Genomic DNA, 14,228 nt, shown 5'->3' on the forward strand with positions numbered 1-14,228 from the left:
ATACCTTTCCACCGGGGCAAAGTCGTCGGTAAGGGGCGGCGTATCAAAAACCAGCGGTTGCGCATGGCGTGTAGCCAGCAGGGAAGCCACCGCAGCGCTGGCCGATCCACTTGCGGCCTGAGCCGTCAGCATTTCCTCTGTCATGCCGTTCCTTTTTTCAGGAAAGGCCACAACCATAAGGTTTTGCACTTCATCCGGCTTGTCGGGACGCGACACGCAATATACCTGCACTTCGGCGAACGCCCCTGTCAATGCCTTGTAGATACCCTGAAACAGGCGGCCATCTTCTCCATTTACAGCGGAAATGACGTTCATGAGCAACGCGCCGCCGGGAGCAACAGCCCGCCGTAACGCCTGGGCAGCTTCCACCGTGCCCATCTGAAAGGGAACCGCGTAGTGTGAATTGAACACATCCACAAAAACCAGATCATACTGCTCTTTCTGGCGGTTCAAAAACGCCCTGGCGTCTTCATGCCGCACCGTAAGGCGCGCATCGTCCTCAAGGGCAAACCAGCGGCGCGCAGTATCGGTCATGGCCGGATCTATCTCTACCACGGTCATGCGCACGTCATTGGGTGCAGCCAGAGCCGATTTGCCTGCCAGAATCCACTTGGGTACGGAATAGCCCCCGCCGCCAAGCATAAGCACAGAACGGGCCTGGGGGACAAAATGGGGCCCAAGGGCGTAAAATCGAGTATACTGAAAATAGAGCTCAGCCGGGGCATCCAGATACATACCTGACTGGCTGTAGCCTGGGTCGGTCGCCATCAGGCGCACGGCGCGCCCCCCTTCACCCCAATCCACACCTTCATAAATGCGTATGCTGTTATAGGGGCTTTCCACAAGGCGCATACCGCCCCTGTCCTCCTGCCAGCTTCCGTACATGCCGTTCACGACGGCTCCAATCAGGCACAGGGCCAGCAAGGCCACGCGAATTTTGCCGCCTTTTGCCGCATTGCACAGCGAAAGCGCCAACATGCCTACAGCCACGCCCCACAGGATGCTGGCGCTGCCAAAAAAAGAAATAAGAACAAAGCCGCCCAGAAAGGTGCCAAGGATGCTGCCCGCCGTGGACAGGGCATACAGCCGCCCCACCGTGGCCCCCGCAGTGTCAACGCTGCCTATGCGCAGGCGGATGGCGTAGGGGCTGATCATGCCAAAAAAGAAGGCAGGCAGGGCAAAAATGCCCACAGCGGCGGCCACTGCGGCCACGTACAGATTGCCGATGCCATCTGTAACCCACTGGCCCACCAAGGCGTGACACAAAGCCGTCAGTGCGCTGCCAAGACCTGCCCCGGCAAGGGCAAGTGCCAGGCCCCGGCGCGAAAGATGCCTGTCGGCCAAACGGCCGCCAGCCCAGGCTCCCAGTGCCAGACAAGCCAGCACCACACCGATAAGGCTTGTCCAGACTATGGCTGATGTACCCACATAGGGAGCCAGCACGCGCGCGCCTACCATTTCCAGCACCATAACCAGCGCACCGCTCAAAAAAACCGTCAGTTCCAGCATGGCGCTCCTTTTGGGGTCCTGCCCCTGGCGGTTGGGCGAAGCTACGCCAATGCGGCAAAAGCCGCGCCAGCAAACGCTCACCTCAGTCATCATCAAAAACAGGTCAACTTTGAAATGCTTCGATCTTCAAAGCCAATCAACTAAAAAAAGCTTTCCCTGCCGGGGCCGTGCCATATCACCACGGCCATTTCAGCCTACGTGCTGCGGGGCATCGAGCATATGCAGGGGCAACCGGACGTCTGTCGCTTCATGAAGAACAGACGGTACGCCGCCTGCGCCCTACTTTTCGGCACCTTCAGGCATTTGGCGGCATTCTCTGGCACGTTGCGGTTTTTGGCGGTATTTTCAGGCAGTGGGCGCGTCTACCGCAATTAGCCGCAGTTGGCTGCCTGCCCGTCACCTGACCACCGCCAGAAATTCGCAGCCTTGATGTCCAAATGCCCGTGCCTGTCGCATCAGGCCACAGCGGCGAAGTATTTTACTCTTCCCGCCGTGCCGCGAAAAAATCGTGCAGCAGCGCCGCGCATTCCTCAGCCCGTATGCCACCCATATGCCAGAGGCTGTGATTGGCGCTCTGGGCGTCAAAATACTCGGCGCGCGAAACAACGGCCCCGGCCTGCGAGTCAGCCGCGCCGTAAACCACTCCGGCAAGGCGGGCATGGATGCAGGCGGCAGCGCACATAGCACAGGGTTCAAGAGTAACCACCAGCACACAACCGCCAAGCCTGTAGTTGCCAAACGCAGGCCCGGCCCGGCGCAATGCCTGAATTTCGGCGTGGGCGGTGGGATCGTGCAGAGCCACGGGGGCATTGCCTTCCTCCGCCAGCACCCTGCCATCTGGGGCAACCAGCACCGCGCCCACAGGTATTTCCCCTGCGGATGCAGCCACTCTGGCACGTTCAAGCGCAAGCCCCATAAGGCTTTCCCAGCTATGCCCCGGCGGAGCCGATGGCACAGGCCCGGCTGGCGCAAAAACGCGAACTCCCCCAACCCCGGAGGCATTGCCACCGGGATGGGGGAAGGAAGGGTTCGACGTCTGACGCCTCATGCAGCGCCCTACAGAATAACTATCTTGCGCAGGTGGTTGACCACTTCTTCAGGCGTGTCGCACACGGTGATGAGGCGGTCAATTTCCTTTTCATTGATAAACCCGCGCGCGGCCATGTTCTTGCGCAGCCACTCCACCATGCCGCTCCAGAAGCTGGAATCGTAGAGCACGATGGGGAAGGGGCGAGTACGCCCGGTCTGAGCCAGCACAAAAGCCTCGGAGAGTTCGTCGATGGTGCCCATGCCGCCGGGCATGACCACGTAAGCCATCGCGTATTTGACGAACATGAACTTGCGGATGAAAAAGTAGCGAAAATTACAGCGTGTTTTCACATACTGGTTGCAGCCCTGCTCATGCGGCAGGTGGATGTGCAGCCCTACGGATTCACCGCCAGCCTCAAAAGCACCCTTGTTGGCCGCTTCCATAACGCCGGGGCCGCCGCCGGTGATGATGCCGAAACCAGCTTCGACCAGCAGACTCGAAATCTTTTCGGCATCCTTGTATTCCTGTGTATCAGGCGTGCTACGGGCCGAGCCGAAGATAGAAATGCAGTTGACCTTAAGGCTGTTAAGAGTGTCCAGAGCCTCCACCATTTCGGCCATGATGCGAAAAGTACGCCAGGATTCTGTGGTGACAGAGGCCAGATCGTCCACGATATTCTGTTGCAGTTCAGGCATGAAAACTCCTTGGTATATCTTTCGGAACTTCCGAAAAAAGCCGGCATAAAGAACGGACGGCAACGGCAGGCAACCCCTGCGGCCGCGTGGTCTTTCCGAACGGAAGCGCGCAAATGTGCCGGAAGCCAGCTGACGCCCGGCGGAATCAGGGTCGCAGTATAAGTGGGCCGCACGGTAAAGGCAATGCACAGCTCGTACGGCATTGAAATCAGGGCCGAAGCCGCAAGAACCAACAAACGGCGCAGGCTTGACGCTATGCGCCCCAAGCGGCTATGGAAAAAAGTCCCCAAACGCGGCTTGCGCATAACGCATGTCTACGTTTACAGCGTTTCGACACATCGCACCCTGTACAGCACCGGGCTTTGCGATGCGGGGCCCGTTAGACGGAAAGCGGCTGTTAGCCAGCTGCCCGCCGTAACGGATTTTGCGGCTGTTCAGGCCGTCAATTACTATCGGAGGCCACGATGAAGGTTCAACTTCTGGGCGCGGCGCAAACCGTGACCGGTTCCTGTTACATGATTGAGGCATGCGGCAAGCGTTTTTGCATCGACTGCGGCATGCACCAGGGCAACAAGGCCATTGAAGCCCGCAACCGCGAAACCGAAGTCTACCGCCCCACAGACATCGACTTCATGCTCATCACCCACGCCCACATTGACCACTCCGGTTTGCTGCCCCGCATAGTGCGTGAGGGATTCGCCAATCCCGTATACTGCACCAAGGCCACCAGCGAACTGCTGGACCTCATGCTTCAGGACAGCGCCCATATTCAGGAAATGGAAGCCCAGTGGGAAGCCAAAAAATACATGCGCCGGGGCTTGAAAAATCCCCCAGCCGCTCTTTATACCGTGGCTGACGCCCAAAAGGCCGTGACCCTGTTTTCTCCGGTGGATTATCATAAATCCTTTGAACCGGCCCCGGGCATCCGCGTCACCTATTACGACGCAGGGCACATTCTCGGTTCCGGCTCCCTGCGCATTGAAGCGGACGAAGACGGCAAGACCACCAGCCTCATCTTCTCCGGTGACATTGGCCGCCCGCAATCCCTTATTGTGCGCAGCCCTGAAAGCCCGCCACAGGCCGACTACGTGTTTATGGAGTCCACCTACGGCGACCGCGATCACAAAAATGAAGACGTGAGCGATCAGGAACTGGCTGAAGCCATTGCCTACAGCTATGGCAAGGGCGAAAAGGTCATCATTCCCGCCTTTGCCGTGGAGCGCACGCAGGAAGTGCTGTACTGCCTGCATGTATTGAGCAAGCAGGGCAAACTGCCCGAAGACATTCCCGTCTATGTGGACAGCCCCCTGGCCATCCGCGCCACTGAAGTCTTTGAACGCAACCGTGAGCTGTTTGACGATGCAGCGCAAAAGATGCTCAACAACGGCGACAACCCGTTCTCCCTGCCCAATCTGCGCTACACATTGTCCGTGGCGGAATCACAGGCCATCAACGACTATAAGGGTCCGGCCATTGTCATTTCTGCCAGCGGCATGTGCAACGCGGGCCGCGTGCGCCATCACCTGCGCCACAACATCTGGAAGCCCGGTGCAAGTATCGTCTTTGTGGGCTACCAGGCCGTTGGCACACCGGGCCGCAAGATTGTTGAAAAAGCCAAAAAGATCACCTTGTTTGGTGAAGATATGGACGTAGCCGCCCGCATTTTCACCATCAACGGTTTCTCGGGCCATGCCGGGCAGAGCCAGCTCCTTGACTGGCTGGCTCCCCTGACGCACACCTGCGCCCAGGTGGTCTTGACCCACGGTGAAACCAAGGCCCAGGAAACTCTGGCACGGCTCATCAAAGAACGCTTTGACATCAAGCCCCATATCGCCTCTTATCTGGAAGAACTGACGCTGGTCGGCTGCCAGGTTGCCGAAACCGTCACCCACGAAACCAAGGCGCACCCCAAGGTGGACTGGAACTTTCTCACCAACGAAGTGGAACGCAAGTGGGGCATGTTCAAGGGCAAGCTGGCCGATGTGGAAGGCCGCCCCTGGGTGGAACAGACAGATCTGCAAGAAGCACTGGAAAAAATGGATTACGCCCTCACGCGACTTATCTCGCGTATGTAGGGACACAGGAACATCATGCGCATCATATCAGGCCGCCTGGGCGGCCGAAATCTGAAAACTGTGGAGGGCGAGGGTTACCGCCCCGCTATGGGCAAAACCCGTGAAGCGCTCTTTTCTATGCTTGCCGCCCGTGGACTGATCTGGTCCACGGCGCGGGTGCTGGATCTTTTCGCTGGCAGCGGCAGCCTTGCCTTTGAAGCCATCAGCCGGGGCGCAACCCACGCCATGCTGGTTGAGAACTCCGTTCCGGCCATGCGCTGCCTTCAGGCCAACGTGGAATCTCTGGGCGTACAGGCTGAAACAGGCCTTGTGAAGGACGACGTGCTCAAGGTACTCAAGCGCCCACCGCAGCAGCCCTATAATCTTGTTTTTATGGACCCACCCTACCGCAAAAAACTGGCTGAACCGGCCTTGCGGCTTCTTGCCGCCCACCGCTGGCTCACGCCCGGAGCCTTTGTGACGGCGGAAATTGAAAAGGAGGCCAAATTTGCCGTGCCTTCTGGATTCACTTTGGAAACTGACAGGCTGCTGGGCCAAACCCGGGTCTGCATCTGGATAGCGTCATGAAAATAGCCATGTATCCCGGCACGTTCGACCCCATGACCAATGGTCACCTCAGCCTGATCCGCCGGGGTTGCGAGGTTTTTGACCAGATTATCGTGGCTGTGGCGGACAATACGCCCAAGCGCCCGTTGTTCAGTCATGAAGAACGTGTGGCTATGGCCCGTGAGGCCCTCAGGGACGAACCCCGCGCCGTGGTGGAACCCTTTTCGGGTCTGACAGTGGAATACGCGGCGCAGCGCGGAGCCTGCGTGCTGCTGCGCGGCCTGCGTGCCGCTTCAGACTTTGAATACGAATTCCAGCTGGCCCTGATGAACCGCCGCCTGCAACGCCATATCCAGACGGTTTTTCTCATGACAGACTATCAGTGGCTGTTCATCAGCTCCACCATTGTCAAGGCCGCTGCCAGTCACGGAGCGGACATCAAGGGCCTCGTGCCCGAAAACGTGCGCCTGGCCCTGATGGAAAAATACGAAAAAGGGGAAGTAGCCCAGGGCACTCCCTGCCTTGCCCCGCCGTACAGCGGATTTCGCACCTCTTGAACAGGCAGCCCAGACTGATGCGGAGCGAAAATACCTACAGCGGGGCGGCACAGGCGGCCCCGCTGCCCGTTATCTGCCTTGCAGGCCCAACAGGGTCAGGCAAGACTGCTGCCGCGCTGGCGATGGCAGACGCCTTGAACGGCGAAGTCATCAATGCGGATTCACGGCAGGTCTATGCCGACTTTCCCTGCATAACAGCGCAGCCCTCGCAGGAGGAGCGCGCCCATTGCCCGCACCATCTTTACGGTTTTTTGCCTACAGCACAAAAAATCAGCGCGGGCCGCTGGGCCGATCAGGTCACTGCTCTTGCACGTCAGATACTTGAAAAAGGCAAGACGCCGCTGCTGGTAGGCGGCACAGGCCTCTACTTCAATACGCTTCTGCACGGCACGGCCCAGATTCCCCCGGTGGATGCGGCCCTGACGCAAGCCCTCACCGCCCGCATTGAAGCCCAGGGCCCGGCGTGCCTGCATGCCGAACTGACCATTGTGGACCCGGAATACGCGGCCCGCATCCATCCCAACGACCGCCAGCGCATTGTGCGCGCCCTGGAAGTGCTGGAGGCCACAGGCCGTCCCTTCACGTGGTGGCACAAAAACGCAATGAGCGCTCCGCTCTGCACCGGGCCGCTGCTGGTGCTGGACGCTCCGCTGTCGTGGCTGGAACCGCGTCTGGCCCGCCGTCTGGACATCATGCTTGAAGCCGGGGCCATGAATGAGGCCCGAGCGGCTCTTGAAAACTGCGATGACGATGCGGCCCCCGGCTGGTCGGGAATTGGCTGCGCCGAAGCTCTGGCCTATTTGCGGGGGCGCGTGAGTTTCGATGAATGCCGTTCGCTCTGGCTGCGCAACACGCGTGCCTACGCAAAGCGTCAGCTCACCTGGTTCCGTGCCCGTAAAGAGGCCGTCTGGCTGCCACCGGAAGACGTGGATGGAGTGGTTGCAGCGGCTTGTGCCCGATGGGCACGGTAGAGCCGTTTCACTTAAACAGGATTACTTTGCGGCGAGGCCTCGTTGCTGCCTTTTTTAGCGGCCGCCATAGTTTCTTTTGCAGGGCAGGCGCTACCCGAGTGGGCCTGTTTGTCCTGTACTCATTTGATCTGCCTGCTCGGCGGGCGGCAGAAGGCACCTGTCAGGGGCAGCGTCCTTCCTCGGCCCCTCAGCACTCCCCCGGACCACCCCTTGGTTTTTCAAAATCCCATCGTTCAACGCGGGCTGCGCGGCTTCTGCTGCGGGTGCTTCCTCGCCTCGCCCGGTGATCTCCCTCCGCGCCGCGCAAGGGCATCAACGAATGTGCGCTGATAACCGGAATAGAACTGATTGGCTCCAGCAACAAACGCCGGGCATGGGAGCATCCATGCTACTTATTTGTGCAGCTAAACGCCGTAACGAGCATGTCTTAAACTTTGATAATGCGCATTCTCCAAGTTAATCTGCCCTGATAACCGGTAGAGGATTGGCAGGCGTCTGCCCCCTGTTACGGACGCAAAAAGGCGGCCCACTCCAAAAAGAGGGCCGCCAGTAAATTCCTTGCAACATCTGCCACACAAAGGGCTGCGGGCAGAACTGCCTGTCTGCCTGCGCCTTACGACGCCGCTTCGGACTTGTTCAGCGAAATAAACTCGTGCTGGTCTGGGTCGTAGTATTCCATTTCGCCGGATTCTATATGATAGAGCCAGCCGTGGATGTGCAGGATGCCAGCTTTCACCTTTTCCCTGACATAAGGGTAGGTGAGAAGATTTTCGATCTGAAAAACGATGGAAAGCTTCTCCGTCAGGCGCAGCAGATGATCCTTATCCGCATTTTTGCCAAGTGCAAGCAAGGCAAGCTCCTTGGCCTTCTTGCCAAGGGAAAGCCATTTCTTGGTATGAACAAGCTCTTCGCCGCTTATTTCTTTGTACAGAGACTCGATGGCCCCGCAATAGGTATGGCCGCAGATGATGATCTCTGCAATATCCAGCGTCGTCACGGCATATTCAATGCCGGAGGCCATTGCGTGGTAGTCTTCGTCCGGTTTGTAGGGAGCGACAAAATTGCCCACGTTGCGCAGCACGAAAAGCTGGCCGGGAGGAGCATTGGTAATAAGTGAGGGGATAACTCTGGAATCTGCGCAGCCTATAAAAAGCGCTTTGGGATGTTGGCCGCTTCTGACGAGCTCCACAAGCTCGGATTCATTCTTCTTGAAATAGTTTTTTTGAAACAGTTCATTGCCCTGCAGCAGGCTTTCAACACTCTTCATCAACGATCCTCCGTTATCGGTCAGGAGCTATCGGCTCCGTGGCCAATCCGCCGCAGGCTGATCCAGCACGCCAGCCGTCCCTGTAAAATACCGGGACTGGCATAGGCAGCACGCTTGGAGCGGTTTCATGTCACATCCGTATCTCTTCAGGCGTAGAGTATCTTGGGGGGCAGGTCAAGATACGTGAACACGCCGCGGGCGCGCTTGACGCGCTCGATAAGCATGCACTGCATCCCTTTAATAAATATGTTTATTTTCAGCATATTACCTAAATAAAACTCCAGGTGAAAATTATGCTTTTCTTTTATAATGGCGCTGCGGGCCTGCTGCCAATGTGCAAATTACTGCACCCTCAGCCAAAAATTTTTTGTTAAAAAAGTTTTTTCAAAAAAAATCATGATCATGTGAGCTTGTTCGCAAAGTGACCCCGTATTCAATATAAATCCGTAAATTGGTTTTTATTGGCGGGCGGAATTTAATGAAAATTTTCTCAATCACCTTGTTTTTCCAAGCATGAGAAGCCATTCTAACTCTGACCCCTCCTTGACGTGTCTTGCAGCCTGCGATACCGTTGCAATATCTGCGTGTTTGCCCCCCGTAGGGATCGGCGGGGCCGGAGGATCCCGTCGCCTGACGTGGCGGGTTTTTGGGGTAATGTCTGAATGCAAAAGGACAAGCACATGAGGAACGGCACATCACTGCTTCTGCTGGCGGCTATCGCCCTGGCTGGCGCGGCGTGTCTCACGGCGCTGGGAGCTGGTTCGGTCACGGCCGCAGCCCTGGAGCCAACAGACAGCGGCGCGCCATCGGCTATAGTCATGTTTCCGGTCGGCGAAAAGCCCAATCCCAAGGGCGCGGCCATGAAACCCGTGGTTTTCAATCATCTTAGTCACGAGAAGAAGATTGACAACTGCGAGACCTGTCACCACACGGGCGACCCGGTCTCCTGTAGCACCTGTCACACCGTGGAAGGCAAGGCCGAGGGCAATTTTATCACCCTCGAACGGGCCATGCACGCCACCAACATCGCCAAGCGCGCCAAGGGCAACACGCCTGTCAGCTGCGTGAGCTGTCATGAACAGCAGACCAAAGAAAGGCGCGAATGCGCTGGCTGCCACGCCATCGTCACGCCCAAGCGCGACCAGGCATGGTGCGCCACCTGCCACAATGTTACGCCTTCTATGACGCCGGAACAGATGCAGAAGGGCATTAACGGCACCCTGCTCCCCGGTGACAACGAAGCTCTGGCCGCCGAAACCGTGTTGGCCCAGAAGCCCGTTGAGCCTGTTTCTCCCATGCTGGGCCCCCTCAAGGTGGTCATTGATTCTCTGGCCGACAAGTACGAGGGAAGCAACTTCACCCACCGCCGGCACCTTACCTCCCTTATGGAAGGCATCAAGGACGACAAGCTGGCGCAGGCTTTCCACAATCAGCCTGAACTTCTGTGCGCTACCTGCCACCACAGAAGCCCGCTTTCCCTTACGCCTCCCAAGTGCGGCAGCTGCCACGCCAAGGAGATCGACAAGGTCAATCCCGGCCGTCCTAACCTTATGGCCGCCTACCATCTGCAGTGCATGGGTTGCCACAAGGGTATGAATGTCGCGCGTCCCAGAGATACCGACTGCACCACCTGCCATAAGGCCGCTCCCAAGAGCGCCGACTAGCATGGAGAAGAATATGAAACGCAGAACATTTCTGACCATTATGGGAAGCGCAGGCGTGGTCTCGGCCCTTGGCACGGCCAAGGTTGCCCAGGCTGGCCCTCACACCTTCCCATACTATGCTGACAGCTACGGGGTGCTGCACGACACAACCCGTTGCATCGGCTGCCGCAAGTGTGAAGAAGCCTGCAACAAGGTCAACCACCTGCCCAAACCCAAGAAGCCCTTCAGCGACCTTACGGTGTGCAATACCCACCGTCGCACTGGCGAATACGAATGGACCGTGGTGAACAAGTACAAGGTCAATGGCAAAGACGTATTCCGCAAGTTGCAGTGCTTTCACTGCAACGACCCGGCCTGCGCCTCGGCCTGCTTTGCCAAATGCTTCACCAAGCATCCCAACGGCGCAGTGCATTACGAAGGCTCACAGTGCGTGGGCTGCCGCTACTGCATGGTTGCCTGCCCCTTCTACGTGCCCGGCTTCCAGTATGACGAAGCCTTTGATCCCCTGGTGCAGAAGTGCACCTTCTGTGAGCCCCTGCTTATGGAAGGCAAACTGCCCGGCTGCGTGCAGGCCTGTCCCAAAGACGCCCTCACCTTTGGCCGCCGCAGTGACCTCCTTCGCCTGGCCCGTGCCCGCATGGCCGACAGCCCCGGCAAGTACGTCAACTACGTCTACGGTGAAACCGACGCCGGTGGCACCGCGTGGATGGTTCTGAGCCCCGCTGTGGGTCAGGTTGCGGCCAGCGTTACGCCGGACGACGCCCCCCTTGCTGGCGAAGAAATGAAGCAGCTCGGACTCAATACCCATCTGGGGCACAGCCCCATGGGTGAACTGACCTACGGCGCGCTTGGCGCGGTGCCAATGATCGTAGCCTTCTGGCCCGTGCTCTTCGGTGGCGCTTACGCCATCAGCAAGCGCCGCGAAGCCATGTACAAGGCGGAAAAGGACGAGAAGGTCAAGGAAGCCCGTGAAGACGTGGCCGCCGCCGTTGACGCAGCCGTGCGCAAGATTGAGGAAACCCAGGGACCTGGCGCCGCTGACACGGCCCGTCGCGCAATGACCGAAGCCCTCAAGGCCAGGGAAACGGAATGCAAGTGTCACGGGGAGGATAAGTAAATGTCGCACCACAGCATAGTCATTCCCACTAAGGACAAGCTGTTCAACCTTGGCGAGTTCTTCAGACCTACGCCGGGTAATATTCTTACCGCCATCATTCTGACGGTAGGCCTGATCATTACCATCATCCGTTTCACAATGGGTATCGGCTCGGTCACCAATCTGAGCAATACCCAGCCCTGGGGCCTGTGGATCGGCTTTGACCTGCTTTGCGGCGTGGCGCTGGCGGCTGGCGGTTATTTTACCACCGTGGCCTGCTACGTTATGGGCATGAAACAGTTTCACTCGGCAGTACGCCCGGCCATTACCACAGCCTTTCTTGGCTACGGTTTCGTGGTTGTGGCCCTTCTGTATGACCTGGGCCATCCGCTGCGTCTGCCCTTCATGTTCTTCTTCCCCGGCACCACTTCCGTTCTGTTTGAAGTGGGCTTGTGCGTCGCCACTTACGTTACGGTGCTCCTCATCGAGTTTTCCGTGGCACCTCTGGAATGGCTGTCGTCGAAGTATCCCTTCCTGATCAAATGGCGCAAGCTTGTGGTGCACGCCACCATCGTGCTCACCATCTTCGGCGTGACGCTGTCCACCCTGCACCAGTCCTCGCTGGGCGCGCTGTACCTCATCTCGCCCGAGAAACTGCACCCCCTGTGGTACTCGCCCTTCATGCCCATGTTTTTCTTCGTCAGCTCTATGGCTGCCGGATCTTCCATGGTCATTTTTGAAGGCATGTTTGCCCACAAAGGTCTGCACCACTACATGGATGAAACCCACTTGCGTGAAGCTGACGGCGTTGTTTTCAGCTTTGCCCGCGCGGCTTCCTTCATCCTGTTTGCCTACTTCATGCTCAAGCTCATCGACATGCTGGTGCAGGCAAACCTGCCCTACGTGTTCTCTGGCTACGGCGCATGGTGGCTGGTGGAAATGCTGGGCTTCGTGCTGCTGCCCGCCCTGCTCTATGCCAAGGGCGCGCGTGACCGCAACCTGACACTGTGCCGTATCGCTTCGGCCAACACTGTGCTGGGCATCGTCATGAACCGTTTCAACGTGTCCATGATAGCCTTCAACTACAATCTGCCCTCGGCGGAACGTTACTTCCCCAGCATTTGGGAATTCTGCATTTCCATCTTTGTGGTAACGATGATTGTGACGGCATACCGCTTCATCATCTATCACATGCCAGTGTTGTACGAACACCCCGACTTCAAGGATGAGCACTAGCCAATCCGCAGAAGGAGAATATTATGGAATTCCATACTTTTTACGACTATTTCCTTTATTCGAAGAACTGGGCTTACGCCATGATGTTCGTGGTGCTGCCTGCCTACGTGATATACTGGAACTTCGTGCTGTTCCCCCGCAAAAAGGGCCGTAACGGCGACTCCAAGGGGCATTAAAGGCCACGAGGCCTGAGACAGCCTGAAATCGCAGGGGGCGACGCTATTGAGCGCCGCCCCCTGTTTGTTTGACAATCCACTTTTTTACGGGCACTTTTACGCGCCGCTTCACGCTCCCTTTGCCCGCGCAGCACCAGGCCGAGCAACGTCCGGCCAGAACCCTCGGGGCCAGCTTATCTGGCCAATACTGTCAGGACCGTTGCTGCACAAGATATTCACATGGTGATAATCTGCTGTTTTCTCTGACCAAAAGTGATTACTGCAAATCAAGCTCACATGTGGTATCAAACGGATTATAGCGCCGATTAACCTTGCAATGTGAATCACAGCAAGGTTGCCATTCAGCCGGAATTGCATTTTCGGATGAATTCATGCTGCGTTACGGTGCGCTATACTTTCATACCGAGTTTGAGCGTTTAACCTTTTTCAAGGTTACGAGTTCTAGTGCAAACGGTTACTGAGCGCATTGCGCCTTGAACGGGCTTGCGCTATACTTTTGGGAGTAGAAGTGGCTTCGGCGCGTTTGCCATAACGCATTTATGCAGCCATGAGCGGAGGCTTGACGTGCGACGATTTTATCAGGAAAGCTGGCAAGGCATACCATTTACATCCTTTTCGCATATCTCCTTCTTTCATCTGGCGGAGCCGAAGTTCTACGCTGTTTTTTACGAAGAACTCTTCCGCCGCTATAAGGATTGGGACGATCTGCCTGCCGTCTGGCGTGAGAACAAGCGCAAGGACGCCCGCTGGCTTATTGGTCAGTTGCGCGACCAGCTTGCCCGAGAAACCGGGCCGCGCACGGAACCCGTGCGTGTGCTTTCAATTGGCAGCGGCGTCGGCTATATGGAAAAAATTCTGCTGGAAGAGCTGCCCGACCTTGAGCTGCACGTCAATGAACCCAGCACTGTAGGCATGAAATGGCTGCGCCAGCATATTCCCAGCGAGCGCATTTATATTGGCCTGCCTCCGGCCTGTCTGCCCCCTGATGTCCACTATGATATGATCTATCTGTCCACCGTGGACTACGGCATTCCCACGCGCGAGTTCACCCATCTGTTGCAGGAACTGCGGGCCCAGCTTGCCCCAGGCGGCGAAATCATCCTGCTGTCCGCCTCATTGCTGGAAGAAGATTCCTTTATTGGCAGCTTTGTTAATGCCATCAAGATCTTCATTCGCGGGGCCCTGCACTATCTTGGCATCAGGCGCCAGCAGTTTTGGGGCTGGCGCCGCACACGCGACGAATACCGCCTGATATTCAAGCAAGCGGGGCTGGCTGACGTGAAAGACGGCTGGTTGCAGGACGGATTTGAAACGTACTGGATTCGCGGGCGCTAGCTACAATGGCTCAATCTGTACGGCATTCATCTCCAACCAGAACATTCATTTTTTAAAATGAATCTGTTCCA

Annotated in this window: 13 protein-coding genes; 9 read left to right on the plus strand and 4 right to left on the minus strand. The window is 57.4% G+C overall.

Going from position 1 to position 14,228, the window contains the following annotated elements; all coding sequences use genetic code 11:
• The 3 genes from QM579_RS05250 to QM579_RS05260 form a co-directional block, all read right to left on the minus strand.
• Positions 1-1,509: fused MFS/spermidine synthase (locus tag QM579_RS05250; RefSeq protein ID WP_414998203.1), on the minus strand; the 1,509-nt coding region annotated here is incomplete at its 3' end.
• A 478-nt stretch (positions 1,510-1,987) separates the two neighbouring features.
• Entirely contained in the window at positions 1,988-2,557 is a 570-nt protein-coding gene (tadA, locus tag QM579_RS05255) for a tRNA adenosine(34) deaminase TadA (protein WP_414998129.1), read from the minus strand.
• An 8-nt stretch (positions 2,558-2,565) separates the two neighbouring features.
• A complete protein-coding gene (locus tag QM579_RS05260) occupies positions 2,566-3,234 on the minus strand; it encodes a TIGR00730 family Rossman fold protein (RefSeq protein ID WP_414998130.1) in 669 nt (222 codons plus the stop codon).
• A 464-nt stretch (positions 3,235-3,698) separates the two neighbouring features.
• On the opposite strand from QM579_RS05260, the gene QM579_RS05265 reads away from it, so the two are divergent.
• Genes QM579_RS05265 through miaA form a run of 4 tightly spaced genes read left to right on the plus strand, consistent with a single transcriptional unit; the run spans position 3,699 to position 7,383 of the window.
• The gene (locus QM579_RS05265; protein ID WP_414998131.1) at positions 3,699-5,309 is read left to right on the plus strand and encodes an MBL fold metallo-hydrolase RNA specificity domain-containing protein; all 1,611 of its coding nucleotides are present in this window, start codon (positions 3,699-3,701) and stop codon (positions 5,307-5,309) included.
• Between the two features lie 15 nt (positions 5,310-5,324).
• The gene (gene rsmD, locus QM579_RS05270) at positions 5,325-5,876 is read left to right on the plus strand and encodes a 16S rRNA (guanine(966)-N(2))-methyltransferase RsmD (RefSeq protein WP_414998132.1); all 552 of its coding nucleotides are present in this window, start codon (positions 5,325-5,327) and stop codon (positions 5,874-5,876) included.
• Positions 5,873-6,412: a pantetheine-phosphate adenylyltransferase gene (gene coaD / locus QM579_RS05275; protein WP_414998133.1), complete on the plus strand. Its 540-nt coding sequence runs from the start codon at positions 5,873-5,875 to the stop codon at positions 6,410-6,412. Before rsmD ends, coaD begins: the two co-directional genes overlap by 4 nt.
• A gap of 17 nt (positions 6,413-6,429) precedes the next feature.
• Entirely contained in the window at positions 6,430-7,383 is a 954-nt protein-coding gene (gene miaA / locus QM579_RS05280; RefSeq protein ID WP_414998134.1) for a tRNA (adenosine(37)-N6)-dimethylallyltransferase MiaA, read from the plus strand.
• A 613-nt stretch (positions 7,384-7,996) separates the two neighbouring features.
• Here miaA and QM579_RS05285 read toward each other — a convergent pair.
• Complete coding sequence (locus QM579_RS05285) at positions 7,997-8,650, minus strand: carbonic anhydrase (RefSeq protein ID WP_414998135.1); 654 nt, start codon at positions 8,648-8,650, stop codon at positions 7,997-7,999.
• A gap of 680 nt (positions 8,651-9,330) precedes the next feature.
• Here QM579_RS05285 and QM579_RS05290 point away from each other — a divergent pair.
• The 5 genes from QM579_RS05290 to QM579_RS05310 all read left to right on the plus strand — a co-directional run bounded on the left by QM579_RS05290 (position 9,331) and on the right by QM579_RS05310 (position 14,157).
• Entirely contained in the window at positions 9,331-10,314 is a 984-nt protein-coding gene (locus QM579_RS05290) for a nine-heme cytochrome c (RefSeq protein ID WP_414998136.1), read from the plus strand.
• 13 nt (positions 10,315-10,327) lie between these two features.
• Positions 10,328-11,431 (plus strand): 4Fe-4S dicluster domain-containing protein, encoded by a 1,104-nt coding sequence (locus QM579_RS05295; protein WP_414998137.1) that lies wholly within the window; start codon positions 10,328-10,330, stop codon positions 11,429-11,431.
• Positions 11,432-12,646, plus strand: a complete 1,215-nt coding sequence (gene hmcC / locus QM579_RS05300; RefSeq protein WP_414998138.1) for a sulfate respiration complex protein HmcC — start codon at positions 11,432-11,434, stop codon at positions 12,644-12,646.
• Positions 12,647-12,669: 23 nt separating this feature from the next.
• Positions 12,670-12,822 carry a sulfate respiration complex protein HmcD gene (gene hmcD, locus QM579_RS05305; RefSeq protein WP_183718839.1) on the plus strand — a complete coding sequence of 51 codons (153 nt, stop codon included), beginning with the start codon at positions 12,670-12,672 and terminating at the stop codon, positions 12,820-12,822.
• A gap of 564 nt (positions 12,823-13,386) precedes the next feature.
• A complete protein-coding gene (locus QM579_RS05310) occupies positions 13,387-14,157 on the plus strand; it encodes a methyltransferase domain-containing protein (protein ID WP_414998139.1) in 771 nt (256 codons plus the stop codon).
• Positions 14,158-14,228: the final 71 nt, after the last annotated feature.

Origin of the sequence: Desulfovibrio sp. (genome assembly GCF_047607245.1) — a bacterium.
Lineage (GTDB): Bacteria > Desulfobacterota > Desulfovibrionia > Desulfovibrionales > Desulfovibrionaceae > Desulfovibrio.

Excerpts from the sequence above, each read along its gene's own strand:
- miaA (WP_414998134.1), top strand. The coding sequence starts at position 6,430 with ATGCGGAGCGAAAATACCTACAGCGGGGCGGCACAGGCGGCCCCGCTG.
- hmcC (WP_414998138.1), top strand. The coding sequence starts at position 11,432 with ATGTCGCACCACAGCATAGTCATTCCCACTAAGGACAAGCTGTTCAAC.
- QM579_RS05290 (WP_414998136.1), top strand. The coding sequence starts at position 9,331 with ATGAGGAACGGCACATCACTGCTTCTGCTGGCGGCTATCGCCCTGGCT.
- QM579_RS05285 (WP_414998135.1), bottom strand. The coding sequence starts at position 8,650 with ATGAAGAGTGTTGAAAGCCTGCTGCAGGGCAATGAACTGTTTCAAAAA.
- rsmD (WP_414998132.1), top strand. The coding sequence starts at position 5,325 with ATGCGCATCATATCAGGCCGCCTGGGCGGCCGAAATCTGAAAACTGTG.
- coaD (WP_414998133.1), top strand. The coding sequence starts at position 5,873 with ATGAAAATAGCCATGTATCCCGGCACGTTCGACCCCATGACCAATGGT.
- QM579_RS05265 (WP_414998131.1), top strand. The coding sequence starts at position 3,699 with ATGAAGGTTCAACTTCTGGGCGCGGCGCAAACCGTGACCGGTTCCTGT.
- hmcD (WP_183718839.1), top strand. The coding sequence starts at position 12,670 with ATGGAATTCCATACTTTTTACGACTATTTCCTTTATTCGAAGAACTGG.
- QM579_RS05295 (WP_414998137.1), top strand. The coding sequence starts at position 10,328 with ATGAAACGCAGAACATTTCTGACCATTATGGGAAGCGCAGGCGTGGTC.
- tadA (WP_414998129.1), bottom strand. The coding sequence starts at position 2,557 with ATGAGGCGTCAGACGTCGAACCCTTCCTTCCCCCATCCCGGTGGCAAT.
- QM579_RS05260 (WP_414998130.1), bottom strand. The coding sequence starts at position 3,234 with ATGCCTGAACTGCAACAGAATATCGTGGACGATCTGGCCTCTGTCACC.